Source organism: Achromobacter sp. MUI-25009338 (genome assembly GCF_057359325.1).
In genome coordinates this window covers 5,446,121-5,471,988 of record NZ_CM170627.1, presented here as the reverse complement: position 1 = coordinate 5,471,988, position 25,868 = coordinate 5,446,121, and the positions used below count along the sequence as shown (strand labels likewise).

The following is a 25,868-nucleotide window of genomic DNA, read 5'->3' as shown; positions in this document are numbered from 1 at the left end:
CATGTGGTATTTCTCGTGGATACTCGGCCTGGGCCTGGCGTGCGCGTTCGCCATCCTCAACGCGATGTGGTTCGAACTGCGCGAAGGCCATGCGCATGACCCGCGCGCCGGCCGCGACGACGAGTGAGGGGCGACACCAGCGCCCTCGAGCACGATCCCTCCGCAACGCTGGGCAAACCGCCGCGTGAACAGTCGCGGTGGCTGGCGGCGCTTGCCAGGGCCGCCCGGCTGCCGCTGATACTGGCGGGCGCCGCGCCGCTCGTCGGCGGCATCCTGATGGTGGCGCAGGCCTGGCTGCTGGCCAGCGTGCTGGACGCGGCCATCGTCGGGCAGGCGCCCCGGCACGAACTGATCGGCGGCATTCTCGGCATCGCCGCGCTCATGCTGGTCCGCGCGGCCATCGCCTGGGCGGGCGAGCGCGCCGGCGCCGAGGCCGCGGAACGCATCAAGCTGCACGTGCGGCTGTCGCTGTTCCGGCGCCTGCTGCGCCTCGGGCCGCACTGGAGCCGGGGCCGCGCCGCCGGCGAACTGGCCAGCGCGGTGGTGGACCAGGTCGAGGCGCTCGACGGCTATTTCGCCAAGTACCTGCCGGCCATGGCGGCGGCGGCCATGCTGCCGGTGGCGTTCTCCGTGGTGCTGCTGCCGGTGGACGTGATCGCCGGGCTGCTGCTGCTGGTCACCGCGCCGCTGATTCCGCTTTTCATGGCCCTGGTGGGCTGGGGCGCCCAGGGCGCCAGCCGCCGCCACCTGCGCGCGTTCGCGCGGTTGTCGGGTTTTTTCGCCGACCGCCTGCGCGGCCTGTCGACCCTGAAGCTGTATGGCCGGGCCGAGGCCGAAGCCGCCTCGGTGGCCGCGGCCAGCGACGCCCTGCGCCAACGCACCATGTCGGTATTGCGCATCGCCTTCCTGTCGTCGGCGGTGCTGGAGTTCTTCGCCGCGCTGGGCGTGGCCGGCGTGGCGGTCTATATCGGCCTGACCTATCTGGGCTTTCTGGACGTGCGCTGGACGCCGCTGACCCTGCAGGCGGGCCTGTTCTGTCTGCTGATGGCGCCGGAGGTCTATGCGCCGCTGCGCCAGTTCGCGGCGCACTACCACGACCGCGCCACGGCGCTGGCGGCGGTCACGCAGATCGCCGCCTTGTTCGACGGCCTGCCGCAGGACGACGGAAGCGGCGATCGCGTCGAAACCGGCGTCCACGCCGCGCCCGCATCGCGCGGCGCGGGCGCGGCGGTGGCCGTGGCGGGCCTGGGCGTGCAGGCGCCGGGACGCAGCCGCCCGGTGCTGTCCGGCGCCGCGCTGGCGCTGGCCCCGGGCGAGCACGTGGCGCTGATGGGGCCCAGCGGCATCGGCAAGTCCACGCTGCTGGAGGCGCTTGCGCGCCTGCGCCCGGCCGAAGGGGACATCCGCATCGACGGCCTGCCGCTGGCCGAATGGAGCGAGGCGGCCCTGCGCGAACGCGTGGTGCTGATCGGGCAGAAGCCGCAGCTGCTGGCGGGCTCCATCGCCGACAACATCCGCCTGGGCCGGCCCGACGCCAGCGACGCCGAGCTGCGCGAAGCCGCCAGGCGCGCCTGCGTGCTGGAATTCGCCGAGGCGCTGCCGCAAGGGCTGCAGACGCGGCTGGGCGGGCGCGGCCACGGGCTGTCCGGCGGGCAGGCGCAGCGCGTGGCGCTGGCGCGCCTGTTCCTGCGCGATCCGGGCCTGATCCTGCTCGACGAGCCCACGGCGCACCTGGACGAGGACACGCAGGCGCGCGTGCTGGACGAGATTCTGGCCTTTTCGGCCGGCCGCAGCCTGTTGCTGGCGACGCATGCGCCGGCCGTGGCGGCGCGGCTGGGCCGGACCTTGCGCGTGGCCGACGCGAAAGTGGAAGACGCATGAAGAACCTGTTGCTGCTGCTGCCGCTGTATGCCCGCCGAAAAAGCGGGCTTTTGCTCGCATTATTCTGCGCGCTGGCCACGGTGGCGGCGGGCGTGGGCCTGCTGGGCGTGTCGGGATGGTTCCTGACCGGGGCCGCGCTGGCCGGCGCGGGCGCCGCGTTCAATCTGTTCGCGCCGTCGGCGCTGGTGCGCGCGCTGTCGTTCCTGCGCATCGTGGCGCGCTACGCCGACCGCGTCGTCGGCCATGCCGCCACGCTGCGCCTGCTGGCGGACCTGCGCGCCGTGGTGTTCGCGGCGCTCACGCGGCTGACGCCGCGGCAACTGGCGCGCTACCGCGACGGCGACCTGGTGGCGCGCATGACGGGCGACGTGGACGCGCTGGACACGGTATTCCTGTTCGTGCTGGCGCCGCTGGCCACCGCGCTGCTGGGCGGCGCCATCCTGACCGCGGTGCTGGGGCGCTGGGTGCCCGCCGCCGCGCTGGCGTTCGCGCTGGCGCTGTTGACGGCCTGCGTGCTGGTGCCCCTGTGGCTGTTGCGGGCCGCGCGCCGGCCGGGCGCGGCGGCGCAGGAAAGCGCGGCCGGACTGCGCGCGGCCACGCTGGACGCGGTGGATGGGCATGCCGACATGGTGGCGCTGCACGCGCAGGCGCAGACCACGGATCACTTCGAGCGGCTGTGCCAGGCCAGCGCGGCCGCGCGCGGCGGCCAGGCGCGGGTCGCGGCCCGGGGCCAGTTCTTCCTGCAGTTCGCCGCCGGCGCGGCGGTGCTGGCCTGGCTCTGGTTCGGCCTGGACACGCTGGCCACCGGACGGATCAGCGGTCCGGTGCTGGCCGGCCTGCTGCTGGCGGTCATCGGCATCTTCGAAGTGGCCGGTCCCATCATGCGCGGCGTCTCGCGCATGGGCTCGGCGATGTCGGCGGCGGCGCGCATCCGCGAGGTGACGCAAAGCCAGCCCGACATGCTCGATCCCGATGCGCCGCAGGCCCTGCCCGAGACCGGCGCGCTGGAGCTGGACGGCGTGCGCTTCGCCTATCCCGCCGCGCCCGGGGAGCCGGCGCCGGCGGTGCTGGAAGACGTGAGCCTGCGCGTGGCGCCGGGCGAAAGCGTGGCCATCCTGGGGGCGAGCGGCGCCGGCAAATCGACCCTGCTGCATCTGCTGCTGCGCCTGGAAGATCCGCAGGCCGGGCAGGTGCGTTTCGGCGGCGTGGACGCGCGCGCCTGCGCGCAGGCCGACTGGCACCGCCGCGTCGCCTTGCTGTCGCAGGAGGCGCCGGTGTTCCTGGGCACGCTGCGCACCAATCTGCTCATCGGCGATCCGCAGGCCGACGACGCCGCGCTGTGGCGCGCGCTGGACGCGGCGCGCCTGGGCGATTTCGTGCGCGGCCTGCCCGAGGGGCTGGACACCTGGGCGGGCGAAACCGGTTCGCGGCTGTCGGCAGGCCAGGCGCGCCGCCTGTGCCTGGCGCGCGCGCTGCTGTCGCCGGCCGCGGTCATCGTGCTGGACGAGCCCACCGCCGGCCTGGACGCCGCCGCCGAAACCGCGTTCTTCCAGGACCTGCGAGCCGCGGTGCGCGGGCGCGCCGTGGTGCTCGCCACCCACGCGGCCTTGCCGCCGGGGGCGGTCGACCGAAGCTACCGATTACGCGCCGGCCGCCTGCATGAACATGGTCGGAACGCCATCCTGGCTTAAGCGCGGCCGCGAGGTTATAGTTCGCCTTGCTTCAATTCTTCAGGGCCGTCTTCCATGCAGACCGACTACGCCGAGTACATCCGGCGCACCATCCGCAGCGTTCCAGACTGGCCCCAACCCGGTGTCGTTTTTCGCGATATCACGCCGGTGCTGCAGGATCCGCGCGCATTCCGGGTGCTGATCGATCTCTTCGTCTACCGTTACATGCGCCAGCGCCTGGACCTGGTGGCCGGGATCGACGCGCGCGGGTTCATCGTGGGCAGCGTGCTGGCCTATGAACTGAACCTGGGCTTCGTGCCCGTGCGCAAGAAGGGCAAGCTGCCGTTTCGCACGGTGGCCGAGGAATACTCGCTGGAGTACGGCAACGCGTCCGTCGAAATGCACACGGACGCGGTGCGCACCGGCCAGCGCGTCCTGCTGGTGGACGACCTGATCGCCACCGGCGGCACCATGCTGGCCGCCATCAACCTGCTGCAGCGCCTGGGCGCCAACGTGGTCGAGGCCGCGGCCATCATCGACCTGCCCGGCCTGGGCGGCTCGGCCAAGGTCGCCGCCACCGGCACGCCGCTTTTCACGGTCTGTCAGTACGGGGACGATTGATCACGCATCCAGCAACCGCGGCTGGATGAAGTCCAGGAACGCCTTGGTCTTGGCCGGCAGCATGCGCGAGGGCAGCAGCGCGAACAGCGGCAGCGGCGTCAGGCTCCAGTCGGGCAGCACGCGCACCAGGCTGGATTGCTGGATGGCGCGCTCCATGGCGTCGAACACCAGCAGCGGCGTGATGCCCAGGCCCTGGCTGGCCAGGCGGGCGAGCATGCCGACGTTGTTGGCCGACAGCCGCCCCGACACCTGCACGCGTTCCACCTTGTCGCCCGAATGCAGCATCCAGAAGGATGAGTCCTCGCGCATGGTGGGCCGCAGGCATTCGTGGTGGGCGAGATCGGCGGGCGTGCGCGGTTCGCCGTGGCGGGCCAGGTAGTCGGGCGAGGCGTACAGCTGGTGCGCCATCAGCACGATCTTGCGCGATATCAGGCTGGAGTCCGGCTGCTGGCCGAAGCGCAGCACCAGGTCGAACGGATTGCTGATGGGATCGATCGGCCGCATGCTCAGATCGAAATCGCATTCGATGTCCGGATGCTGTTCGCGGAATTCGCGGATCACGGCGGGCAGGAATAGCTGCGCCAGGCTGGTGGGCAGGGAAATGCGCAGCCGGCCCTTGGGCTGCACCGCCATGTCCAGCAGCTGGTCGTGCGCGATGCGCGCCTCTTCCACGATGTGGCGGCAGCGCTCGAAATAGACGGCGCCGGCTTCGGTCAGGTCGATCTTGCGGGTGCTGCGGTTGAGCAGCCGCATTCCGATGCTGCGTTCCAGTTCGCTGACCCGGCGCGAGAGGGTGGAGGTTGGAATATTCAAGGCTTCGGCCGCGTGGCTGAAGTTCTTGCGCTTGGCGACTTCGACGAACAGGGCGATGTCGTTAAGCTGTATATCCATAGGTCCTCGTCATTCAAAATTCCATTTCTGGCAGATTCATATCATAAATGTAATTATTGTCCCGCCAGCAGGAATGTCTATTCAGCGCGGGATAAAAGTCCGGGGCGCGCATGGCTTAATCCGCCGCCGTTACGTAGCTTGCGCGTGGCTGAATGCCGGACAGGCTTGCGGCACAACGGTTTTTCCAAGTCTTGTGCAAAAATTGATCGGGTTTGGCCGGCGATAGCCAGGAATTATCCCGTTCATGAAAATATGTTCGCCAAATTAAGGGTTTTTACTAGGTCGCAATCGCCAGATACTTCCTCCCAGCAATCAAATTGTCATATCGCGGCGCCAGCCTGGCGCCTGCGGTGTGCAAGGTTTAGGATGGAGTCGTCTCAATGAAAGCCCTAGCTACCGCCCTTATGGTTACCGCCACGCTGGTAGGCATGTCCGCCGCTCACGCCGATGGCAAGACGCGTGAACAAGTCCAACAGGAACTGCAGGCCGCCAAGGCCGCCGGCCAGGTCACGTTCGGTGAACTGGATTACCCGCCTGCCGCCGCCGAGCGCAGCGGCCTGTCGCGCGAGCAGGTCCAACAGGAACTGCAAGCCGCCCAGGCCGCCGGCCAGGTGACCTCGGCCGAGCTGGACTACCCGCCCAAGGCCGCCGTGTCGCAATCGGCCGGCAAGACCCGCGAGCAGGTCCGCCAGGAACTGGCCGAGGCCAAGGCGCGCGGCGAATACACCTTCGGCGAACTGGATTACCCGCCCCAAGGCAAGTAAGCCGCTCGCGCCGCAAGGCCGTCGAGAACCCCTCGCGCATGCAGGCCGAGGGGTTTTTCTTTGGCGTGCGCGTATCGATAGTGTTGCGCGCGCGCATCGGAATTGGACGGCGGCCGCGACAACTGTTGTGGGCCGGCCTGGGCGCGCCAACAATGTCCAGGACGGTCGTTTTCCGAATGCGTGCAATGATTCACATTTGATATCAGTGCGTTAGCGGCGGTTTCCAGAAATCGCCTGACCGGCGGCGCCGGCCATTATTCCAACCATGGAAAGTTGTTCTTCGAAATCCGGGTTACTTCGAATTGGCGCAGGCAGGACACTAGCTTCAGTGCATGCGCCGCGGCCTGCCGCGGCACGCAAATTCCGGCCCGCTTGCGTGGTGGGTTTGCGATTTGCCTTTATCTCGCCATATTGGGGACTTATATGAAGAAGACGTTATTGGCCGCAACGCTGCTGGCCGGCTTTGCCGGCGCAGCGCAGGCCGCCGACTCCGTGACGCTGTACGGCTTGATCGACGCCGGCGTCGGCTACGAAAGAGTGAAGTTCGACGGCCATGCGCAAAGCCGCTTCGGCGGCGTGCAGGGCGTGAGCAGCGGCTCGCGTTTCGGCCTGCGCGGCACGGAAGACCTGGGCGACGGCCTGCGCGCCGTCTTCACGCTGGAAGGCGGCTTCGGCCCGATGAACGGCAACTCGCTGCAGAACGGCCGCCTCTGGGGCCGCCAGGCCACCGTCGGCCTGGACAGCGATAGCTGGGGCCGTCTGGAATTCGGCCGCCAGACCAACCTGGCGTCCAAGTACTTCGGTTCGATCGACCCGTTCTCGATCAGCTACAACACCGCCAACATGGGCACCACGTTCGGCAGCGCCAACACGATGCGCCTGGACAACATGGTGCTGTACCAGACCCCCAGCATGGGCGGCTTCAAGGTTGGCGTGGGCTACTCGTTCAGCGCCGATGACACGGTCACGGACAGCAAGCAGACCGGCTTCGAAAGCGGCAACAACAACCGCGTGCTGACCGCCGGCATCCAGTACGTCAACGGCCCGCTGAACCTGGCCGCCGCGTACGACCGCTTCAACCCGTCCAACGACAGCGCCGGCGGCAAGTCGTCCGCGCGCATCCAGGAATACATCGTCGGCGGTTCGTACGACTTCGAAGTCGTGAAGCTGGCCGCCGCGTTCGGCCAGACCCGCGACGGCTGGTTCGTGGGCCAGAACATGGGCACCACGCCGGACGGCATGGAGAAGCTGGGCACGTTCAAGCTGGCCGATGGCTTTCGCGCCAACTCGTACATGATCGGCGCGACCGTGCCGCTGGGCCGCCACGCCGTGTTCGGCTCGTGGCAGCGCGCGACCCCCAGCAACGACAGGCTGACCGGCGACGACGCGACCTTCAACGTCTACAGCCTGGGCTACACCTACGACCTCTCCAAGCGCACCAACCTGTACGCGTACGCCTCCTACGGCGACAACTACGCGTTCCAGCGCGATGCGACCGACACCGCTGTTGCGGTGGGCGTGCGCCACCGTTTCTGAGCGACAGTACGTCCGGCCGATACCTTGCTGAATGCGCGGCCCGTCTCCGCGGGCCGCCGAGTGACAGCGAACCCCCCTCCCAGGTTGGGGCTGGACGTATCTGGAGCAGGAAAGGGAAGGGCCTCCGCAAGGAGGCCCTCTCGTTTTTTCGCCGCCGCGCCGAGGCGCGCGCCGCCCGCTACAGGAACAGCTTGTAGGCCGGGTTGTCGGTCTCGTTCCAGTGTGGATAGCCGAGTTCGGCCACGAAGCTGCGGAACTGCTTCTTGTCGGCCGGCGGCACCTGGATGCCGATCAGGATGCGGCCGTAGTCGGCGCCCTGGTTGCGGTAATGGAACAGGCTGATGTTCCAGTCCGGATTCATCGCGTTCAGAAAGCGCATCAGCGCGCCCGGGCGTTCCGGGAACTCGAAGCGGTACAGCAGTTCGTTGCGCGCCAGCGCCGAACGTCCGCCCACCATGTGGCGCAGGTGGGTCTTGGCCATTTCGTCATGCGTCAGGTCCAGCGTATCGAATCCGTGGCGGCGGAAGTTGGCCGCGATCTTGTCCGGCTCGGCCGCCGACGACACCTGGATGCCGACGAAGACGTGCGCGCGGTCCGAATCCGAGATGCGGTAGTTGAACTCGGTGACGCTGCGCTCGCCCACCAGTTCGCAGAAGCGGCGGAAGCTGCCGCGTTGCTCGGGCATGGTGACGGCGAAGATGGCTTCGCGCATTTCGCCCACTTCGGCGCGTTCGGACACGAAGCGCAGGCGGTCGAAATTCATGTTGGCCCCGCAGGCGATGGCCACCAGGGTCTTGCCCTTCAGGTTCTGCTCGGCCGCGTATTGCTTGGCGCCGGCCACCGCCATCGCGCCGGCCGGCTCGAGCACGCTGCGCGTGTCCTGGAACACGTCCTTGATGGCCGCGCAGATCGCGTCGGTATTGACCACCACGAAGTCGTCGACGTACTGGCGCGTGAGCTTGAAGGTTTCCGCGCCCACCATCTTCACCGCCGTGCCGTCGGAAAACAGCCCCACGTCGTTCAACTGCACCCGCCGGCCCGCGCGCACGCTGCGCAGCATGGCGTCGGAGTCTTCGGTCTGCACGCCGATGATCTTGATTTCCGGGCGCAGCTGCTTGATATAGGCCGCCACGCCCGCGATCAGGCCGCCGCCGCCGATGGCCACGAAGATGGCGTCGATCGGGCCGGGATGCTGGCGCAGGATCTCCATGCCCACCGTGCCCTGGCCGGCGATGACATCGGGATCGTCGAAGGGATGGACGAAGGTCAGCTTTTCCTTTTTTTCCAGCACCTGCGCGTGCGCGTAGGCGTCGGAGAAGCTCTCGCCGGCCAGCACCACCTCGCCGCCCAGCCGGCGCACCGCGTCGATCTTCACCTGCGGGCTGGTGGTGGGCATGACGATGACGGCCCGGCAGCCCAGCCGGCTGGCCGCCAGCGCCACGCCTTGCGCGTGGTTGCCGGCGGAAGCGGCGATCACGCCGCGGCTGCGCGCCGCCGGGCTCAGGTTGGCCATCTTGTTGTACGCCCCGCGCAGCTTGAAGCTGAACACCGCCTGGGTATCTTCGCGTTTGAGCAGGACCGTGTTCGAAATCCGCTGCGACAGCAGCGGGGCCGCCTCCAGCGGGGATTCGACCGCGACGTCGTAAACCTTGGAAGTCAGGATGCGTTTCAGGTAATCGGTGGACATGGAGCGTGCAGAGTAGGGAAGTGGGGGAGATTATTGCAGACGGCCGGGCGCGGCTACACTCGCCCCACTATGGAAGAAAGTCTGTTGTCCGCCGTTCACTGGATGCTGGGGGTGCTGGCGCTGCCCTCGGTCGGCCTGTCCGCGATCTTCACGGTTTCGCTGGTGTCGGCGACCCTGCTGCCGATGGGCTCCGAGCCGGCCGTGTTCGGCTATATCAAGCTCGCGCCCGACATGTTCTGGCCGGCCGTGCTGGTGGCCACGCTGGGCAACACCATAGGCGGGGCCATCAGCTACGCGATGGGGCTGGGCGCCGAGCGCGCCGTGCAGCGCTGGAAGGAAAAACACCCCCATCCGCACCCCGACGCCACCGAAAGCGGACGCATGCGCGGGCGCTGGAACGAGCGGGCCCACGACTGGATCCACCGCATGGGCCCGCCGGCCCTGCTGCTGTCCTGGCTGCCCGCGGTGGGCGATCCGCTGTGCGCGGTGGCGGGATGGCTGCGGCTGCCCTTCTGGCCCTGCGTGCTCTACATGGCCATCGGCAAGTTCCTGCGCTACCTGGTCATGACGGCCAGCCTGCTGTGGTTTTTCCCGGGGCAGATCTAGCGCCGGCGTCCCGATAAATAGGGGACGCATTATTTCGGATTTTCCGCGGTTCCATGCCCGTTCCTGGGGGTATTCAGGGACAGACATGAACGATGGCATAAAATGTTTTTTTACGGGCCCCTCTTGCAGCCATGAACGCCCCACTCGCTAGCCACATCTTGAACGGGGCGATGCCGCCCGCAGCACCCGCGCGCTTGCGCGAAATCCCCTACAACTACACCTCGTTCTCCGACCGCGAGATCGTCGGCCGGTTGCTGGGCGACGATGCCTGGAGCCTGTTGACCGACCTGCGCGGCGAACGCCGCACCGGACGCTCGGCCCGCATGCTGTACGAGGTGCTGGGCGACATCTGGGTGGTGCGCCGCAATCCCTATCTGCAGGACGACCTGCTCGACAACCCCAAGCGCCGCAAGCAGCTCATCGAAGCCTTGCATCACCGCCTGGCCGAGATCGACCGCCGCCGCGAGCCCGACGTGCCCGCCGAGGCCGGCCACGACCCGCACCGCGACGAGAAGGTCGTCGGCCTGCTGGCGCGGGCCCGTTCGGCCATCGCCGCCTTCGAGGGCGAGTTCGACCAGACCGCCATGATGCGCAAGCAGGCGCAGAAGGCGCTGGGCCGCATCACCGCGCGCGACAACATCAAGTTCGACGGCCTGTCGCGGGTCTCGCACGTCACCGACGCCACCGACTGGCGCGTGGAGTATCCCTTCGTGGTGCTGACGCCGGACTCGGAAGACGAAGTCGCGGCGCTGGTCACGGCCTGTATCGAGCTGGGCCTGACCATCATCCCGCGCGGCGGCGGCACCGGCTATACCGGCGGCGCGATTCCGCTGACCTGGAAGTCGGCCGTCATCAACACCGAGAAATTCGACAAGCTGGGCCAGGTCGAGTCCTGTATCCTGCCCGGGCTCACCGAGCCCGTGGCGGTCATCCATGCCGGGGCCGGCGTGGTGACCAAGCGGGTCTCCGAGGCCGCCGAGGCGGCGGGCTTCGTCTTCGCCGTCGACCCGACCTCGGCCGAGGCCTCGTGCGTGGGCGGCAACATCGCCATGAACGCCGGCGGCAAGAAAGCCGTGTTGTGGGGCACCGCGCTGGACAACCTGGCCTGGTGGCGCATGGTCGATCCCAACGGCAACTGGCTCGAAGTCAGCCGCCTCGACCACAACATGGGCAAGATCCACGACGTGGACGTGGCCCGCTTCGAACTCAAGTGGTTCGACGGCCGCGGCAAGCCGGGCGAGCGCCTGCTCAAGACCGAGACGCTGGAGATCCAGGGCCGCGTGTTCCGCAAGGAAGGCCTGGGCAAGGACGTCACCGACAAGTTCCTGGCCGGCCTGCCGGGCATCCAGAAAGAAGGCTGCGACGGCCTGATCACGTCGGCGCGCTGGGTGCTGCACCGCATGCCGCGCCACACGCGCACGGTCTGCATGGAATTCTTCGGCCAGGCGCGCGACGCGATCCCGTCGATCGTCGAGGTCAAGGGCTACCTGGACGGCGAGGGCCGCGCGCGCGGCGCCATCCTGGCCGGCCTGGAGCACCTGGACGAACGCTACCTGCGCGCCGTGGGCTACGCCACCAAGAGCAAGCGCGGCGTGCTGCCCAAGATGGTCCTGATCGGCGACATCGTCGGCGATGACGAGGACGCGGTGGCCGCGGCGGCCAGCGAGGTCGTGCGCCTGGCCAACACCCGCCACGGCGAGGGCTTCGTGGCCGTCAGCCCCGAAGCGCGCAAGAAGTTCTGGCTGGACCGCTCGCGCACCGCCGCCATCGCGCGCCACACCAACGCCTTCAAGATCAACGAAGACGTGGTGATCCCGCTGCCGCGCATGGGCGAATACACCGATCACATCGAGCGCATCAACATCGAGCTCTCGACCCGCAACAAGCTCAAGCTGCTGGGCGCGCTGGAGGCCTATCTGCGCACGCCGCTGCCGGTGGGCAAGGCCGACGACAGCGAGACCGACATCGCGGACACCCGCGCCGAGGCGCTGGCCGAACGCACCCGCCAGGCGCTGGAGCTGCTGGCCGGCGCGCGCCGCCGCTGGCAGTGGCTGCTGGACAACCTGGACATGCCGCTGGCGCAGGCCTTGCCCGAGCTGCACGGCCTGGGCATGGGCGAACTGCAGGCCACGCTGTCGGACCGCGTGGCGGCCCAGCCCGGCGCGCGCCTGTTCGACGTGGTGCAGGACCGCAGCATCCGCGTGTCCTGGAAGGCCGAAGTGCTGGCCGGGCTGCAGCGCACCTACTCGGGCGCGGCCTACAAGAAGATCGTCGACGAGCTGATCGCCATCCACGGCCGCGTGCTCAAGAGCCGCGTGTTCGTCGCGCTGCACATGCACGCCGGCGACGGCAACGTGCACACCAACATCCCCGTCAACTCGGACGACTACGAGATGCTGCAGGAGGCCCATCAGGCCGTCGAGCGCATCATGCAGATCGCCCGCGACCTGGACGGCGTGATCTCCGGCGAGCACGGCATCGGCCTGACCAAGTACGAATTCCTGACCGACGCCGAACTGGCGCCGTTCCAGGAATACAAGCGCCGCGTGGACCCCAACGGCCACTTCAACGCCGGCAAGCTCATGCCCGGCGCCGACCTGCGCCACGCCTGGACGCCCAGCTTCAACCTGATGGGCCACGAGTCGCTCATCATGCAGCAAAGCGACATCGGCGCGATCTCGGAATCCATCAAGGACTGCCTGCGCTGCGGCAAGTGCAAGCCGGTGTGCGCCACGCACGTGCCGCGCGCCAACCTGCTTTATTCGCCGCGCAACAAGATCCTGGCGACCTCGCTGCTGGTGGAGGCCTTCCTGTACGAAGAGCAGACCCGCCGCGGCGTGAGCCTGAAGCACTGGGAAGAATTCGAGGACGTGGCCGACCACTGCACGGTCTGCCACAAGTGCTACAACCCCTGTCCGGTGGACATCGACTTCGGCGACGTGTCCATGAACATGCGCGCCGTGCTGCGGCGCATGGGCCGCAAGTCCTTCAATCCCGGCACGGCCAGCGCCATGTTCTTCCTGAATGCCAAGGACCCGGCCACCATCAACGCCACCCGCAAGGCGATGGTGGGCGTGGGCTACAAGGTGCAGCGCGCCGCGCACGACCTGCTCTCGGGCCTGGTCAAGAAGCAGACGTCGGCGCCGCCGGCCACGGTCGGCAAGCCGCCGCTGCGCGAGCAGGTGGTGCACTTCGTCAACAAGAAGATGCCGGGCGGGCTGCCCAAGCAGGCCGCGCGCAAGCTGCTGGACATCGAAGACGCCAACTACGTGCCCATCATCCGCGACCCCAAGGCCACCACGGCCGACACGGAAGCGGTGTTCTACTTCCCGGGCTGCGGCTCGGAGCGCCTGTTCTCGCAGGTCGGCCTGGCCACCCAGGCCATGCTGTGGCATGCGGGCGTGCAGACCGTGCTGCCGCCGGGCTACCTGTGCTGCGGCTATCCTCAGCGCGGCAACGGCATGACCGACAAGGCCGAGCAGATCATCACCGATAACCGGGTGCTGTTCCACCGCGTCGCCAACACGCTGAACTACCTGGACATCAAGACCGTGGTGGTCAGCTGCGGCACCTGCTACGACCAGCTGGCCGGCTACGAGTTCGACAAGATCTTCCCCGGCTGCCGCCTGATCGACATCCACGAATACCTGCTGGAAAAAGGCATCAAGCTCGAAGGCGCCAAGGGCGTGCGCTACATGTACCACGACCCCTGCCACACGCCCATGAAGCTGCAGGAGCCGATGAAGACCGTGCGCGCGCTGGTGGGCGAGGGCGCGGTCAAGAGCGACCGCTGCTGCGGCGAATCCGGCACGCTGGCCGTCACCCGGCCGGACATCTCCACGCAGGTGCGCTTCCGCAAGCAGGAGGAACTGCTCAAGGGCGACGCCGCGCTGCGCAGCGACGGTTTCACGGGCGACGTGAAGGTGCTGACCTCGTGCCCGTCGTGCCTGCAGGGCCTGTCGCGCTATCAGGGCGACACCGGCATGGACGCCGACTACATCGTGGTCGAGATGGCGCGCCACATCCTGGGCGAAAGCTGGATGGAGGACTACGTCCGCCGCGCCAACGCGGGCGGCATCGAGCGCGTGCTGGTGTAAGTCGGACACACGCGCCCGGCGGCATTGCGCCGGGCGCGTTCATTGACGTGGCGCAATGCGGCGCGGCCCGGCTTCATATTGAGATTCGTTTTTAAATAAAATCGATTCTCATTATTGAGTCCGGACACCCGTATTGCGCCATGCCCGCTTCTTCCAGAACCACCATCCTCGCCGCCGCCCTGGCGGCCGCGGCCAGCCTGCCTGCCGGCGCCGCCCTGCAGCCCATGTCCGAAGCGCCGCTGGCCGGCGAGGCCGAACTCCAGTGCCGCTTCGGCGAGGACAACAGCACCGAGTGCGTCAGCACCTACCGGTACACCATTCTGACGCCGGCCGGGCGCGACGTGGTCTCGCGCATCGACCGCAGCTATCCGGAGACCGACAGCCTGGAAGTCTTGCGCGCGGAACTGATCCAGCCGGGCGAGCCGCCGGCGCCGCTGGCCGACGAACAGATCGACACCCGCATGGCGCCCAATCCGGACCAGGGCTTTCTGCGGTTCAAGCAGACCTCGCTGGCCTTTCGCAATCTGCGGGTGGGCAGCACCATCGTCTTCACGCTGCGGGAACGTTCCGCCGGCATCGCGCAGGCCACGCAATTCCATTACCGGCTCAATCTGACGCCGGCGCAGGTGCGCCAGGACCGCTTCCGGGCCGAGTTCAGCGCCGGCCGTCCGATGGTCTGGCGCGCCGAGGCCATGGACGACTATCGCATCGAGGCCTCGCCCGACGCCAGGCGCATCACCGTGGCGCTGAAAACCACGCCGTACTACCACGCCTACGTCAATGAATCCGACAACGGCTATCTGCGCCGGCCCCCGCGCCTGGAGATCGGCAGCGCCGCCGGGCTGCAGGATTTTTTCGGCCCGTTCGCCGCGCGCTACAACGAGATCCTGTCGGCGCCGCTGCCGCCGGCCGCCGCCCAGGCCGTCCAGGCGCAGCGCGGCAAGACGCCGCAGCAGGCCGTGGCCGGCCTGATGCGCCACATCCACGAACGCTACCGCTACCTGGCCGACTGGCGCGGCAGCGAACGCGGGTTCATTCCGTTCACGCTGGACGAGATCGAGCGCCGCGGCTACGGCGACTGCAAAGACCTGACCGTGCTGCTGACCGCCATGCTGCGCGCGGCCGGCATCGCGGCCGAGCCCGCCCTGGTGGTGCGCGGCGCGGTGGCCCCGAGCGTGCTGCTGCCGGGCATGGCGGCGCCCAACCACTCGGTCGTGCGGGCCCGCGTGCAGGGCAAGACCTGGTGGCTGGACCCGACCAATCCGGTCTTCGTGCCCGACTTCATCATGCCCGACATCCAGCAGCGTTGGGCCTTCGTCATGGACGCCCAGGGCCGCATGCGGCGCGAGGACATTCCGCTGGAGCGGCCGATGCCCAGCTTCGCCGCCACCCGCCGCGAGCGCTTCCTCCAGGACGGGCAGGCCGAGGTCCGCGCCTCGGTGGATCTGGCCGGCATGGCGGCGGTGCAATTGAGCCTGGGCGACCGGCAAGCGGGCACGACGGCGATGGACCAGGTCCTGTGCCGCAGCTTTGCCCCCGAAAACCGCGATTGCAGCCTGCACCGTCCGGCCAGCGGCTTCGTGATGCCGCCCGTCTATCGCATCGACGCCACGCTGGTGGACCTGCAGGCGCTGGAACGGGCCGGCGCCGGGTACGTGCGCACGCAGTCCGCGCTGGCCGAGGACTGGGAATTCTTCGCGCGCTATCGCCGCACGGGCCAGCTGGCGGACATCTATCTCGGCGCGCCGGAGGTCCTGTCCCATGACGTGACGCTGACCGGCGCCACAATCGATGCGCCGGCGCTGCGCTGCCGCGTGCGTTCGCCCTGGATCGACGTGGACCTGGAAGGCGCGCCGGCCGGGTCGGACTATCGCTACCGCTACCGCAGCCTCAGGAAGGTGGGCTGGTTCAGCCACGCCGACATCACGTCGGAGGCCTTCGGCCAGGCCATCGAACAGGGCAGGAAGTGCGTGGCGTCGCTGCGCATGACGGTCGCGCCGCCGGACCGGTGAGCGCGCCCGCGCCCAAGTAAAAAACGCGGCCGCAAGGGCCGCGTTTTCATTGCCTGCGAAAAGCCGGCTTATTCGAGCTTGATGCCCGCCTTCTTGATCACGTCCGCCCAGGCGCTGCGCTCCTGCTCGGCGTAGGTCTTGAATTCCTGGGCCGACAGCGGCATGGGGATGACGCCCATGTCCAGCATCTTCTGGGACACGGCCGGGCTCTTGAGCGTGGCGTCCAGGTCGGCCGAGAGCTTCTTGACCACGTCGGCCGGCAGGCCGTCCGGGCCCACCAGGCCTTGCCAGGCGTACGCGACGAAATTGGCCACGCCCTGCTCGGCCATGGTCGGCGTGTCGGGCAGCACCGGCAGGCGCTCCGGCGTGGCGGCCGCCAGCACGCGCAGCTTGCCGGCCTTGACGTTGGGCAGGCCGGCGGCCAGGTCGATGAACATCAGGTCCACCTGGCCGCCCAGCAGGTCCTGGATGGCCGGGGCCGCGCCCTTGTAGGGCACGTGCAGCACGTCGGCGCCGGTGCGCTGCTTGAACAGCTCCAGCGCCAGGTGGTGGGGCGAGCCCGCGCCGGCCGACGCCGCCGTCAGCTTGCCCGGTTCCTTCTTGGCGGCCGCCAGCACCTCGTCCACCGTCTTGTACGGGGAATTGACGTTCACCGCCAGCAGCAGCGGGAACTTGGCGATGCCGCCGATATAGGTGAACTTGGCCGGATCGTAGGACAGCTTGGCGTACAGCGACGAGTTGAAGGCCAGGGTGCCGGAGTCGGCGGTGCCGACCACGTAGCCCGACGGTTCGGCCTGGGCGATGGCGGTGGCGCCGATGATGGTGGCGGCGCCCGGGCGGTTCTCGACCACGATGGTCTGGCCCAGCGTCTTTTCCAGGCTGCTGGCGACGGTGCGGGCCACGACGTCGGTGCCGCCGCCGGCCGGGTAGGGCACGATCCAGCGCACGGGCTGGGTGGGCCAGGATTGGGCGCTGGCCGCGCCGGCGGCCAGGGTCAGGGCGGCGAGCGCCAGCAGGCGCTTCATGGGCTTGTGCATGGGGTGTCTCCTTGTGCGGAAGGGCTAAAGCGCGGCGGTCGCAGCCTTGGTCGCCGTCGAATTCACGCCGCTTTTTCTTGCGCCGCCATTATGCCTTGCGCTTGCGCAAACAAACCGGAAAAAAACCCCATGCCCGGCGCGGATCACTGCGGATCGGGGTAGGTCCGGGCGCCGAACACGGCCGTGCCGATGCGCACCTCGGTCGAGCCTTCCTCGATCGCCAGCTCGAAATCCCCGCTCATCCCCATCGACAGCCGGTCCAGGCCGACGCCGGGGATAGGGTCCTGGCGCAAGCGGTCGCGCAGCTCGCGCAGGGCGCGGAAACAGGCCCGCACCTCGGCCGGGTCCGGCGAGTTCACGGCCAGCGTCATCAGCCCCTGCACGCGCAGGGTGGGGAAGTCGGCCGCGATCCGCCGCAGAAAGGCCGGCACGTCGGCCGGCGCCATGCCGTACTTGCTGGGCTCGGAGGACGTCTTGACCTGCACCAGCACGTCCAGGACCCGGCCCTCGTTCTGCAGGCGGCGGTGCAGGGCCTCGGCCAGTTCCACGCGGTCCAGCGACTGGACCTCGGCCGCGTCGCGCGCGGCGTCGCGCGCCTTGTTGGTCTGCAGATGGCCGATCAGCACCCATTGCAGGCCCTCGCCGGCCAGCGCGGCGGCTTTTTGCCGGATCTCCTGCGTCTTGTTTTCGCCGAAGCGCGTCAGCCCCAGCGCCATGGCCTCGCGAATGGCTTCCACGCCGAAAGTCTTGCTGACGGGCAGCAGCGTCACGCTTTCCGGCGGGCGGCCGGCGCGCGCGCAGGCCTCGGCGATGCGTTGCTGGATACGGGCCAGGCGCCCGGCCATGGTGTCTACGGCGGTCATGCAGCTCTCTTGCGGAAACGGAAACGCCTCATAGTGTAGGACCGCGCGCGAGGCTTGCGCCACGGGGCCGGCCGCGCCGTTGACCCTGCGTAATCGGCAGGCTTAGAATTTGCAGATATTTGTTTATATTTCAATCTTTTATGCCCTCCGGCGCCGCTTGCGGCACGGCCCCTCAGCCCTTTCCCCGTCCCTCCGCCATGTCCAGCGCAGCGCCCGAATACGCTTTTGCCCAGCCATTTTGCAACCCGCCGGCCTCGCCGATCCGTTCGCTGATGCCATACGCCATGCGGCCCGGCACCATTTCACTGGCGGGCGGCTATCCGGCCCAGGAACTGTTCGACATCGAGGGTCTTACCATCGCCTCGACCCAGGTCATGGCGCGCCTGGGCGCCTGCCTGCAGTATTCCAACATCGACGGGCAGGCCAGCCTGCGCCATGAACTGGCGCGCCTGTCGGCCGAACGCGGCCTGGTCTGCGACGCCGACACCGAGCTGGCCGTGACCGGCGGCTCGCAGCAGGCGCTGGCGCTGCTGAGCCGCGTCATGCTGCAGCCGGGCGACCACGCCATCATCGAATCGCCCGCCTTCCCCAATTCCGTCCAGGCGCTGCGCTACACCGGCGCCACCGTGCACACCGTGCCGTCCGGGCCCGAAGGCATCGACGTGGACGCGCTGGACGCGCTGGCCGCGCAGGTCAAGCCCAAGATCGTCTGCGTCGTCGCGTCGTTCTCCAATCCCTGCGGCGCCACGCTGACGCGCCAGCGCCGCCTGCGGCTGCTGGAGCTGGCGGTCAAGCACCGCTTCCTGATCGTCGAGGACGATCCCTACAGCGAACTGCGTTTCGCCGGCGAGGCGGTGCCGCCCATCGCGGCCCTGGCCGAAGGCGAGGCGCGCCACTGGGCGGTGTACCTGGCCAGCATGTCCAAGACCATGGCGCCGGCGCTGCGCATCGGCTGGCTGGTCGCGCCGGCCGAGGTCCGCCGCCGCTGCGTCGGCGCCAAGGCCGCCGACGACATGGCTTCCTCGGCCTGGATACAGGAAGTCGTGGCCCAGTACCTGGCCAACGGCCGCTATGCCGAGCACGTGCCGCGCATCCGCGCCGCCTACGGCCAGCGCTGCGACGCCATGGCCGAATCCCTGGCCCGCGAACTGGACGGCCGGATCACGTTCAGCAAGCCCGAGGGCGGCATGTTCTTCTGGGCGCGCCTGACCGGCGAGGTCGACGCCACCCGGCTGCTGCCCTACGCCATCGAACACGAAGTGGTGTACGTGCCGGGCAAGGCGTTCTATGCCGATCCCGCCCAGGCCGACCTGCACGCCATGCGCATGTCGTTCGCCACCATGAACGAAACCCAGATCGCGCAGGGCATGCAGCGGCTGGGCCGCGCGCTTCAGGCCTGCGAGGCCAACGAGCCGGTTTCGATCTCGCTGGCGGCCTGAGGCATACCGAAATAAGCGCCGGTTGTTTGGCGCGCGGGCTTCATGCCTATAAGCTTGTTGATTGCCGGCGGGCGCCGGCCGATGGGTTACGCGCGCTTGATATTCGTGTTCCTGGTCAAGGACGCTCGCGCTGCACCCATCCTACGATGACCGGACCGTAGGATGGGTGCAGCGCGAGCGTGCCCGGGCAAGAACCCCGTCATCGAACGCGCGTAACCCATCTGCCAACGCCAGCCGGCATCGGCGTGCGACAAGGTCAGAACAACAGGAAACAACTCATGAAGATAGCAAAAGGTTTGATGGGCGCGGCGCTCCTGATGGCGGCCGCGCAAGGCGCGCAGGCGGCCACGCTGGACGTGGTGCGCCAGCGCGGCGTGGTGGCTTGCGGCACGACGACCGGCTTCGCCGGGTTTTCCGCGCCCGACGCGCAGGGCAAGTGGCAGGGGCTGGACGTGGACCTGTGCCGCGCCATCGCCGCGGCCGTATTCGGCGACGCCAACAAGATCAAGGTCGTGCCGCTGAACTCGCAGCAGCGCTTCACCGCGCTGCAGTCCGGCGAGGTCGACGTGCTGACCCGCAACACCACCGTGACGCAGCAGCGCGACACCGCGCTGGGCATCATCCACGCCGGCATCAACTTCTACGACGGCCAGGGTTTTCTGGTGCCCAAGTCGCTGGGCGTGAAAAGCGCCAAGGAAATCAACGGCGCCACGGTCTGTCTGCAGACCGGCACCTCGAACGAGAACACGCTGGCCGACTGGGCGCGCGCCAATAACGTGAGCTACAAGCCGGTCGTGATCGAAACCTTCAACGAGGTGGTCAACGCCTTCGCGGCGGGCCGCTGCGACGTCTTCAGCACCGACGCCTCGGGCCTGGCCTCGATCCGCATCTCCAAGCTGCAGAATCCCGACGACTACGTCGTGCTGCCCGAGATCATCTCGAAAGAGCCGCTGGGCCCGTTCGTGCGCCAGGGCGACGATGCCTGGCTGAACGTGGTGCGCTGGTCGCTGTCGGCCATGATCGAGGCCGAGGAATACGGCGTGACGTCCGCGAACGTGGACGAGCAGGCCAAGAGCGCCAACCCCAACATCAAGCGCATCCTCGGCGTGACCCCCGGCAGCGGCGCGAACCTGGGCCTGGACGAGAGGTGGGCATACAACATCATCAAGCAGGTGGGCAACTACGGCGAGAGCTTCGAGCGCAACGTCGGCCAGGGCAGCCCCCTGAAGATCCAGCGCGGCCTGAACGCGCAATGGACGCAGGGCGGGCTGATGTACGCCCTGCCGATACGCTGACGCGGCGCCTTCAGGCGCCGGGATGGCGGTAGAGTTCGGCGATCTTCATGAAGGCGGCGCGCAGTTCGCGCGTGCCGCCCTGGAAGATCATCGGCCGCCCGCGATGCGTGAACACCACCAGGCGCTTGGAGAACACCATGGGCACGAAGCGCGCGTAGCGCACGTCCTCCCAGGCCACTTCGCGGCGTGTGAACCAGGTCTGGCGCAGGCCGCGTTCGTCTATGGTGGTGATCGAGGTCTGCATGTGCCAGGACACGAACAGCAGCCCCAGGAAGCACAGCGCCACCGCCACCATCAGCAGCGTGTCGTAGGGCTGCGAAGGCGCGCGGATGGCGGTGGTCACCACCTGCACGCCCAGCACGGCCAGGATCACCCAGGTCAGGATGCGCACCCAGTCCGGCCATGCCTGCCCCGACAGCGGCAGCGGGCCGATCGCGCGCAGCAGCGCCGCGCGGTCTTCGGGGGCGGGTGCGCCGGTCGAAGCGCTCATGCCGCCCGTTTCGCGGCAATGGCGTTGCCGGCCCGGCTGGAGCCCTTGCGGTTCAGGTGGGCCGACATCCATTGCCCGATATCGACCACGGCGTCGAAGTCCACGCCGGTGTCGATGTCCAGGCCGCGCAGCATGTACAGCACGTCCTCGGTGGCCACGTTGCCGGTGGCGCCCTTGGCGTAGGGGCAGCCTCCCAGGCCGGCCACCGACGTGTGGAAGATGGAAATGCCGGTCTCCAGCGCCGCCAGGATGTTGGCCAGCGCCTGGCCGTAGGTGTCGTGGAAATGGCCGGAGACGCGCGCCGGATCGGCCACCCGCGTCACGGCGGCCATCACCTCGCGCACGCGCTTGGGCGTGCCCACGCCGATGGTGTCGGCCACGTCGATCTCGTCGACCTGCATGGCCAGGTAGCGCTGCACCACGTCCACCACGGCCTCGACCGGGACCTCGCCCTGGTACGGGCAGCCCAGCGCGCAGCTGATGCTGCCGCGCACGCGGATGCCGGCTTCGCGCGCGGCCTGCACCACGGGTTCGAAACGGGCGATGGATTCGGCGATGGAACAGTTGATGTTCTTTTGCGAAAAGGCCTCGCTGGCCGCGCCGAAGATCACGATTTCATCCGCGCCGGCGGCGCGCGCGCCCTCGAAACCCTTCATGTTGGGCGTGAGCACCGAATAGATGGTGCCGGGGCGGCGCTGGATGCGGGCCATCACGTCGGCGCCGTCGGCCATCTGCGGCACCCACTTGGGCGACACGAAGGACGCGGCTTCCACATTCGGAAAGCCGGCGGCGCTGAGCCGGTCGACCAGTTCCACCTTGATGTCGGTCGGCACGAATTCCTTTTCGTTCTGCAGGCCGTCGCGGGGCGACACCTCGACGATCTTTACGCGGGAGGGCAAAGCCATGTGTGTTCCTGTTCCGGGGTGCAATGGGCGCCGTGTGGCGGCGCGACCGTTCAATATTAGCGCCTACTTCAGGCGCTGGTATCGGCCGTCGTCCAGCCTGGCGATCCGTCCCTGGAGTTCCAGTTCCAGCAGTTGCGCCTGCAGCTCGCCGGTGGACAGCGCGCAGCGGGCCTGTATGGCGTCCAGGTGCAGCGGATCGAAGCCCAGCGCGTCCAGCACGGGATGGTCCGGCAGCGCGGCGGGCGCGGCCTGCGTGCCGCGCGCCGCGGGCATGGGGCCGCCGCCGAGTTCGTCGGTAATGTCGCTGGCGGTCTCCACCAGCTTGGCGCCCTGGCGGATCAGCGCATGGCAGCCGCGCGACAGCGGCGAATGGATCGAACCGGGGATGGCGAACACCTCGCGCCCGCTTTCGCCGGCCAGCCGCGCGGTGATCAGCGAGCCGCTCTGCCTGGCCGCCTCGACCACCAGCACGCCGCGCGCCAGCCCCGCCACGATGCGGTTGCGCTTGGGAAAGTGCTGCGGCTGCGCGCCGGTGCCCAGCGGCAGCTCGGACACCAGCGCGCCGTGCGCCGCGATGCGGTGCGCCAGCTCGCGGTGGCGCGCGGGATAAATGCGGTCGATGCCGGTGCCCATCACGGCCACCGTGCCGGCGCCGTCCGGGCCGGCCTCCAGCGCGCCCTCATGGGCCGCGCCGTCGATGCCCAGCGCCAGCCCGCTGACCACGCGCCAGCCGTGGGCGGCCAGGTGGCGCGCGAAGGCGCGCGCATTGTCGCAGCCGCCCGGCGTGGCGTTGCGCGCGCCCACCACGGCCAGCGAAGGCCCTTGCAGAAACGCCGGGTCGCCGGCCACGTACAGCAGGATGGGCGGGTCGGCGATGGTGAGCAGGCTTTGCGGATAGGTCGGGTCCGCCAGCGTCACCAGGTAGCGGCCGGGGGCGGCGGCCCATTCCAGCGCCTGCTCGACCTGCGCGGCCATCGCGGCCGGCATCGGCGCGGCCAGCTGGCGCGCCAGCGCCTCGGGCAGATGACGCGCCAGCGCCGTGGCGCGCTGCGCGTAGATCTGCTCGGGCAGGCCCAGCGCGCCGAGCAGCGTGCAGGCGGTGGCGGAACCGACGCCGGGCTCCAGGGACAGCCGCAGCCAGGCGGCGAGTTCGGAAGAAGATTGCGTGAGCGGCATGTCGCGGGCGCGTGCAGGATGATTCGGTGCGTGAGTGTCGCATGCGGTGTCGCATGGGCGCGCGCGCCGGCCGCGCCGGGTGGACGGAATTGCGCGCCGGCGGGGCGCCGGCAACCGGGGACGCGGCAATCCCGCCAATCCTGAAATTAGACGAAAACTATTAGAAATCAAGACTCTAATGAATTAAACTCTTACTCAGCATCATTACCAGGCTCCCCCTTTTCAATGGCTTTACTTCCTATTCTTCGCTACCCGGACCCGCGCCTGCACAAAAAGGCCAAGCCGGTCGCCGAGGTCGATGACCGCATCCGCCAGCTCGTGCGCGACATGGCCGAAACCATGTACGACGCGCCGGGGGTGGGCCTGGCCGCAACCCAGGTCGACGTGCACGAGCGCGTCGTGGTGATCGACGTATCCGAGGAAAGCAACCAGCTGCTGGTCCTGATCAACCCCGAGATCACCTGGCGCAGCGACGACTACAAAGTCTACGAAGAGGGCTGCCTGTCGGTGCCCGGCATCTACGACGAAGTCGAGCGCGCCTCGCGCATCCGCTGCAAGGCTCTGGACATCGACGGCAAGCCCTTCGAGTTCGAAGCCGACGGCCTGCTGGCCGTCTGCGTGCAGCACGAACTCGACCACCTGGAAGGCAAGGTGTTCGTCGAATACCTGTCCAACCTCAAGCAGAACCGCATCAAGACGAAGCTCAAGAAAGCCGAGCGCGAAGCGCTGAGAGCTTAGGCTTTTTCCCTCTCCTCGATCTCCCATCCCATGCGCCTAGTCTTTGCCGGCACGCCGGAATTCGCCCGCATCGCCTTCGACGCCTTGCGGGCCGCCGGCCACGAAATTCCCCTGGTCATGACCCAGCCCGACCGTCCGGCCGGACGCGGGCTGAAGCTCACGCCCAGCCCCGTCAAGCAGGCGGCGCTGGACGCCGGCATCGAGGTGGCGCAGCCGCGCAGCCTGCGCCTGGACGGCCGCTATCCCGACGAGGCCGCGCAGGCGCGCGCGCTGTTGCAGGAAGCGGCGCCCGACGTGATGGTGGTGGCGGCCTATGGCCTGATCCTGCCGCAGTGGGTGCTGGACCTGCCGCGCCTGGGCTGCCTGAACATCCACGCCAGCCTGCTGCCGCGCTGGCGCGGGGCCGCGCCCATCCAGCGCGCCATCGAGGCCGGCGACGCGCAGACCGGCGTGACCATCATGCAGATGGACCAGGGCCTGGACACCGGCGACATGCTGCTCGAGCGCGTGGTGCCGATCACGGCCGACACCAATGCGGCGCAGCTGCACGACGCGCTGGCCCAGGCCGGCGGCGAGGCCATCGTCGACGCGCTCGCGGCGCTGGCGCGGGGCGCACTGACCCCGCGCAGGCAGCCCGATGAAGGCGTCACCTACGCGGCCAAGCTCGACAAGGCCGAGGCCGCGCTGGACTGCGCCCAGCCGGCGGAACTGCTGGCGCGCCGGGTGCGCGCCTTCAACCCGGTGCCGGGCGCCAGCATCCGCCTGCCCGGCCTGGCCGATCCGGTGAAAGTGTGGCGCGCCCAGGCGCTGGACGAGACGTGCCCGGCCGAACCCGGCAGCGTGCTGCGCGCGGACGCCGCCGGCGTCGACATCGCCACCGGGCGCGGCGTGCTGCGTCTGCTCGAATTGCAGAAGGCGGGCGGCAAGCGCCAGCCCGTGGACGTGTTCGTGCGCGGCTGGCAGCCCGCCTGAATCCGCGGCCGGCCGTCAGGACTGGCCGGCCAGCAGATCCAGATAGGCGCCGGACACCAGATGCTCGGGCGCCACGCCCAGCGCCTGCATCAGGCTGCGGGCCTCCTGCATGCCGGCCTCCACCGTTTCGCCGTCGCGCAGCACCACTTCCAATTCCAGGAATTCGCCCAGGCCTTCGACCCGGTCCAGGTGGATGCGGGTGCGTCCGGTGATGTACAGCAGGCGCTGCTTGCGCACGCGGCCGATCGCGCCGTAGGCCAGCGCCAGCGTTTCGCGCAGCGCGTCGGGCGCGGCGGTCGGCGTGATGATATAGAAGCTTTCCTTGGGCCCGGTTTCGTCGTTGCGGCGGTAGAAAATCAGTTCGCCCGAGCCGTCGGCAAAGGCGCGCAGCTTCAGCCGGCCCCGGGCGCAGGCAAAGAAGGTGTCGTCCTGCGCGATATGCGTGGGCTCCTGGCCCGACAGCGCCGCCGCCAGCGGTTCGATGGCCGCGAGGCTGGGCACCCGGGCCTTGATCTCGACATTGCGCGCCATGCGGAGCCTGCCGGGTTTCAGTACAGGGTGCTGGCCGCCCGCGCGGGCAGCTCGCGGTCGTAGGCCACGCCGTCGATGGTGCCGGACGACAGGTCGGCCAGGATGCGGCCGGTGCTGGGCAGCGCGCTGCGCGGCACCTGCGTCTGCGGGTCCCACAGCTTCGAGCGCAGCAGTGCGCGCGAGCACTGGAAGAACACGGTCTGCACGTCGATGACCAGCACCGAGCGCGGCAGCTTGCCGTCCATCTCGAAGCGCGCGAGCAGGGCCGGTTCCACGCTGATGCGCGCGGTGCCGTTGACCCTCAGCGTCTCGCCCACGCCCGGCACCAGGAACAGCAGGGCGATGCGCGGATCGGCCAGCACGTTGCGCAACGTGTCGATGCGGTTGTTGCCGCGGCGGTCCGGCAGCAACAGCGTCTTTTCGTCCTCCACCACCACGAAGCCGGCCGGGTCGCCGCGCGGCGAGGCGTCCAGCCCGCCGGGGCCGGCCGTCGCCACCATGGCGAAGGGCGCGGCTTCGATGAAGGCGCGGTAGTGCGGATGCACGTGATCCACTTCCTTCTTGATCGAGGCCTCGCCGGGCTCGCCGTACAGGTCCTTCAGGGCGGCGGCGTCGGAAATCAGGTGGGCGGGATCGAGATGCATGGCGATGGGCTCC

General features: G+C 68.8%; 22 protein-coding genes. 13 read left to right on the top strand and 9 right to left on the bottom strand.

Annotated elements, in window-relative coordinates; all coding sequences use genetic code 11:
* Position 1: 1 nt before the first annotated feature.
* From cydX to AC1IQ6_RS25835, 4 genes are read left to right on the top strand one after another with little or no spacing between them, the layout of a single operon-like run.
* Positions 2 to 127 (top strand): cytochrome bd-I oxidase subunit CydX, encoded by a 126-nt coding sequence (cydX, locus tag AC1IQ6_RS25850; protein WP_102775236.1) that lies wholly within the window; start codon positions 2 to 4, stop codon positions 125 to 127.
* Positions 124 to 1,881, top strand: coding sequence for a thiol reductant ABC exporter subunit CydD (cydD, locus tag AC1IQ6_RS25845; protein WP_485865504.1), 1,758 nt, complete (start codon positions 124 to 126; stop codon positions 1,879 to 1,881). Before cydX ends, cydD begins: the two co-directional genes overlap by 4 nt.
* Positions 1,878 to 3,572, top strand: a complete 1,695-nt coding sequence (gene cydC, locus AC1IQ6_RS25840) for a thiol reductant ABC exporter subunit CydC (protein WP_485865503.1) — start codon at positions 1,878 to 1,880, stop codon at positions 3,570 to 3,572. Before cydD ends, cydC begins: the two co-directional genes overlap by 4 nt.
* Before the next feature lie 54 nt (positions 3,573 to 3,626).
* On the top strand, positions 3,627 to 4,172 hold the full coding sequence (locus AC1IQ6_RS25835; RefSeq protein ID WP_102775239.1) for an adenine phosphoribosyltransferase: 546 nt from the start codon (positions 3,627 to 3,629) through the stop codon (positions 4,170 to 4,172).
* Here AC1IQ6_RS25835 and AC1IQ6_RS25830 read toward each other — a convergent pair whose 3' ends face one another.
* Positions 4,173 to 5,063: a LysR family transcriptional regulator gene (locus AC1IQ6_RS25830; RefSeq protein ID WP_111826856.1), complete on the bottom strand. Its 891-nt coding sequence runs from the start codon at positions 5,061 to 5,063 to the stop codon at positions 4,173 to 4,175.
* Between the two features lie 380 nt (positions 5,064 to 5,443).
* Between AC1IQ6_RS25830 and AC1IQ6_RS25825 the strand changes: the two genes are divergently transcribed.
* A complete protein-coding gene (locus tag AC1IQ6_RS25825; RefSeq protein WP_485865502.1) occupies positions 5,444 to 5,827 on the top strand; it encodes a DUF4148 domain-containing protein in 384 nt (127 codons plus the stop codon).
* A gap of 423 nt (positions 5,828 to 6,250) precedes the next feature.
* The gene (locus AC1IQ6_RS25820) at positions 6,251 to 7,363 is read left to right on the top strand and encodes a porin (protein WP_102775242.1); all 1,113 of its coding nucleotides are present in this window, start codon (positions 6,251 to 6,253) and stop codon (positions 7,361 to 7,363) included.
* A gap of 178 nt (positions 7,364 to 7,541) precedes the next feature.
* Here the strand turns inward: AC1IQ6_RS25820 and ilvA are convergent, their stop codons facing one another.
* On the bottom strand, positions 7,542 to 9,050 hold the full coding sequence (gene ilvA / locus AC1IQ6_RS25815) for a threonine ammonia-lyase, biosynthetic (protein ID WP_102775243.1): 1,509 nt from the start codon (positions 9,048 to 9,050) through the stop codon (positions 7,542 to 7,544).
* 69 nt (positions 9,051 to 9,119) lie between these two features.
* Between ilvA and AC1IQ6_RS25810 the strand changes: the two genes are divergently transcribed.
* From AC1IQ6_RS25810 to AC1IQ6_RS25800, 3 genes are all read left to right on the top strand, one after another.
* On the top strand, positions 9,120 to 9,656 hold the full coding sequence (locus AC1IQ6_RS25810; protein WP_102775244.1) for a YqaA family protein: 537 nt from the start codon (positions 9,120 to 9,122) through the stop codon (positions 9,654 to 9,656).
* A 131-nt stretch (positions 9,657 to 9,787) separates the two neighbouring features.
* Positions 9,788 to 13,753, top strand: a complete 3,966-nt coding sequence (locus tag AC1IQ6_RS25805) for a DUF3683 domain-containing protein (protein ID WP_485865501.1) — start codon at positions 9,788 to 9,790, stop codon at positions 13,751 to 13,753.
* Between the two features lie 140 nt (positions 13,754 to 13,893).
* Positions 13,894 to 15,765: a DUF3857 domain-containing transglutaminase family protein gene (locus AC1IQ6_RS25800; RefSeq protein ID WP_485865500.1), complete on the top strand. Its 1,872-nt coding sequence runs from the start codon at positions 13,894 to 13,896 to the stop codon at positions 15,763 to 15,765.
* Between the two features lie 68 nt (positions 15,766 to 15,833).
* Here AC1IQ6_RS25800 and AC1IQ6_RS25795 read toward each other — a convergent pair whose 3' ends face one another.
* Together AC1IQ6_RS25795 and AC1IQ6_RS25790 are read right to left on the bottom strand one after the other, a co-directional pair.
* A complete protein-coding gene (locus AC1IQ6_RS25795) occupies positions 15,834 to 16,802 on the bottom strand; it encodes a Bug family tripartite tricarboxylate transporter substrate binding protein (RefSeq protein ID WP_485865499.1) in 969 nt (322 codons plus the stop codon).
* A gap of 143 nt (positions 16,803 to 16,945) precedes the next feature.
* A complete protein-coding gene (locus AC1IQ6_RS25790) occupies positions 16,946 to 17,665 on the bottom strand; it encodes a YggS family pyridoxal phosphate-dependent enzyme (RefSeq protein ID WP_102775248.1) in 720 nt (239 codons plus the stop codon).
* 197 nt (positions 17,666 to 17,862) lie between these two features.
* Here AC1IQ6_RS25790 and AC1IQ6_RS25785 point away from each other — a divergent pair, with 197 nt between their 5' ends.
* A complete protein-coding gene (locus tag AC1IQ6_RS25785; protein ID WP_102775249.1) occupies positions 17,863 to 19,104 on the top strand; it encodes an aminotransferase-like domain-containing protein in 1,242 nt (413 codons plus the stop codon).
* A gap of 278 nt (positions 19,105 to 19,382) precedes the next feature.
* Complete coding sequence (locus tag AC1IQ6_RS25780) at positions 19,383 to 20,399, top strand: amino acid ABC transporter substrate-binding protein (protein WP_485865498.1); 1,017 nt, start codon at positions 19,383 to 19,385, stop codon at positions 20,397 to 20,399.
* Positions 20,400 to 20,409: 10 nt separating this feature from the next.
* Here AC1IQ6_RS25780 and AC1IQ6_RS25775 read toward each other — a convergent pair whose 3' ends face one another.
* The 3 genes from AC1IQ6_RS25775 to dprA all read right to left on the bottom strand — a co-directional run bounded on the left by AC1IQ6_RS25775 (position 20,410) and on the right by dprA (position 22,970).
* A complete protein-coding gene (locus AC1IQ6_RS25775) occupies positions 20,410 to 20,889 on the bottom strand; it encodes a hypothetical protein (RefSeq protein ID WP_485865497.1) in 480 nt (159 codons plus the stop codon).
* Positions 20,886 to 21,794 (bottom strand): hydroxymethylglutaryl-CoA lyase, encoded by a 909-nt coding sequence (locus AC1IQ6_RS25770; protein WP_102775252.1) that lies wholly within the window; start codon positions 21,792 to 21,794, stop codon positions 20,886 to 20,888. Before AC1IQ6_RS25770 ends, AC1IQ6_RS25775 begins: the two co-directional genes overlap by 4 nt.
* A gap of 63 nt (positions 21,795 to 21,857) precedes the next feature.
* Complete coding sequence (gene dprA, locus AC1IQ6_RS25765; RefSeq protein WP_485865496.1) at positions 21,858 to 22,970, bottom strand: DNA-processing protein DprA; 1,113 nt, start codon at positions 22,968 to 22,970, stop codon at positions 21,858 to 21,860.
* A gap of 225 nt (positions 22,971 to 23,195) precedes the next feature.
* Here dprA and def point away from each other — a divergent pair, with 225 nt between their 5' ends.
* Both def and fmt read left to right on the top strand, forming a co-directional pair.
* A complete protein-coding gene (gene def, locus AC1IQ6_RS25760; RefSeq protein ID WP_102775254.1) occupies positions 23,196 to 23,708 on the top strand; it encodes a peptide deformylase in 513 nt (170 codons plus the stop codon).
* Positions 23,709 to 23,738: 30 nt separating this feature from the next.
* A complete protein-coding gene (gene fmt, locus AC1IQ6_RS25755) occupies positions 23,739 to 24,680 on the top strand; it encodes a methionyl-tRNA formyltransferase (RefSeq protein WP_209166685.1) in 942 nt (313 codons plus the stop codon).
* A gap of 15 nt (positions 24,681 to 24,695) precedes the next feature.
* Here the strand turns inward: fmt and AC1IQ6_RS25750 are convergent, their stop codons facing one another.
* Positions 24,696 to 25,211 carry a class IV adenylate cyclase gene (locus tag AC1IQ6_RS25750; RefSeq protein WP_485865495.1) on the bottom strand — a complete coding sequence of 172 codons (516 nt, stop codon included), beginning with the start codon at positions 25,209 to 25,211 and terminating at the stop codon, positions 24,696 to 24,698.
* Positions 25,212 to 25,228: 17 nt separating this feature from the next.
* On the bottom strand, positions 25,229 to 25,855 hold the full coding sequence (locus AC1IQ6_RS25745) for a pyridoxamine 5'-phosphate oxidase family protein (RefSeq protein ID WP_102775257.1): 627 nt from the start codon (positions 25,853 to 25,855) through the stop codon (positions 25,229 to 25,231).
* Between the last annotated feature and the right edge of the window lie 13 nt (positions 25,856 to 25,868).

Bases quoted from the DNA above. Each gene is read 5' to 3' on its own strand.
- cydX (WP_102775236.1), top strand. From the start codon at position 2: ATGTGGTATTTCTCGTGGATACTCGGCCTGGGCCTGGCGTGCGCGTTC.
- cydC (WP_485865503.1), top strand. From the start codon at position 1,878: ATGAAGAACCTGTTGCTGCTGCTGCCGCTGTATGCCCGCCGAAAAAGC.
- AC1IQ6_RS25835 (WP_102775239.1), top strand. From the start codon at position 3,627: ATGCAGACCGACTACGCCGAGTACATCCGGCGCACCATCCGCAGCGTT.
- AC1IQ6_RS25830 (WP_111826856.1), bottom strand. From the start codon at position 5,063: ATGGATATACAGCTTAACGACATCGCCCTGTTCGTCGAAGTCGCCAAG.
- AC1IQ6_RS25825 (WP_485865502.1), top strand. From the start codon at position 5,444: ATGAAAGCCCTAGCTACCGCCCTTATGGTTACCGCCACGCTGGTAGGC.
- AC1IQ6_RS25820 (WP_102775242.1), top strand. From the start codon at position 6,251: ATGAAGAAGACGTTATTGGCCGCAACGCTGCTGGCCGGCTTTGCCGGC.
- ilvA (WP_102775243.1), bottom strand. From the start codon at position 9,050: ATGTCCACCGATTACCTGAAACGCATCCTGACTTCCAAGGTTTACGAC.
- AC1IQ6_RS25810 (WP_102775244.1), top strand. From the start codon at position 9,120: ATGGAAGAAAGTCTGTTGTCCGCCGTTCACTGGATGCTGGGGGTGCTG.
- AC1IQ6_RS25805 (WP_485865501.1), top strand. From the start codon at position 9,788: ATGAACGCCCCACTCGCTAGCCACATCTTGAACGGGGCGATGCCGCCC.
- AC1IQ6_RS25800 (WP_485865500.1), top strand. From the start codon at position 13,894: ATGCCCGCTTCTTCCAGAACCACCATCCTCGCCGCCGCCCTGGCGGCC.
- AC1IQ6_RS25795 (WP_485865499.1), bottom strand. From the start codon at position 16,802: ATGCACAAGCCCATGAAGCGCCTGCTGGCGCTCGCCGCCCTGACCCTG.
- AC1IQ6_RS25790 (WP_102775248.1), bottom strand. From the start codon at position 17,665: ATGACCGCCGTAGACACCATGGCCGGGCGCCTGGCCCGTATCCAGCAA.
- AC1IQ6_RS25785 (WP_102775249.1), top strand. From the start codon at position 17,863: ATGTCCAGCGCAGCGCCCGAATACGCTTTTGCCCAGCCATTTTGCAAC.
- AC1IQ6_RS25780 (WP_485865498.1), top strand. From the start codon at position 19,383: ATGAAGATAGCAAAAGGTTTGATGGGCGCGGCGCTCCTGATGGCGGCC.
- AC1IQ6_RS25775 (WP_485865497.1), bottom strand. From the start codon at position 20,889: ATGAGCGCTTCGACCGGCGCACCCGCCCCCGAAGACCGCGCGGCGCTG.
- AC1IQ6_RS25770 (WP_102775252.1), bottom strand. From the start codon at position 21,794: ATGGCTTTGCCCTCCCGCGTAAAGATCGTCGAGGTGTCGCCCCGCGAC.
- dprA (WP_485865496.1), bottom strand. From the start codon at position 22,970: ATGCCGCTCACGCAATCTTCTTCCGAACTCGCCGCCTGGCTGCGGCTG.
- def (WP_102775254.1), top strand. From the start codon at position 23,196: ATGGCTTTACTTCCTATTCTTCGCTACCCGGACCCGCGCCTGCACAAA.
- fmt (WP_209166685.1), top strand. From the start codon at position 23,739: ATGCGCCTAGTCTTTGCCGGCACGCCGGAATTCGCCCGCATCGCCTTC.
- AC1IQ6_RS25750 (WP_485865495.1), bottom strand. From the start codon at position 25,211: ATGGCGCGCAATGTCGAGATCAAGGCCCGGGTGCCCAGCCTCGCGGCC.
- AC1IQ6_RS25745 (WP_102775257.1), bottom strand. From the start codon at position 25,855: ATGCATCTCGATCCCGCCCACCTGATTTCCGACGCCGCCGCCCTGAAG.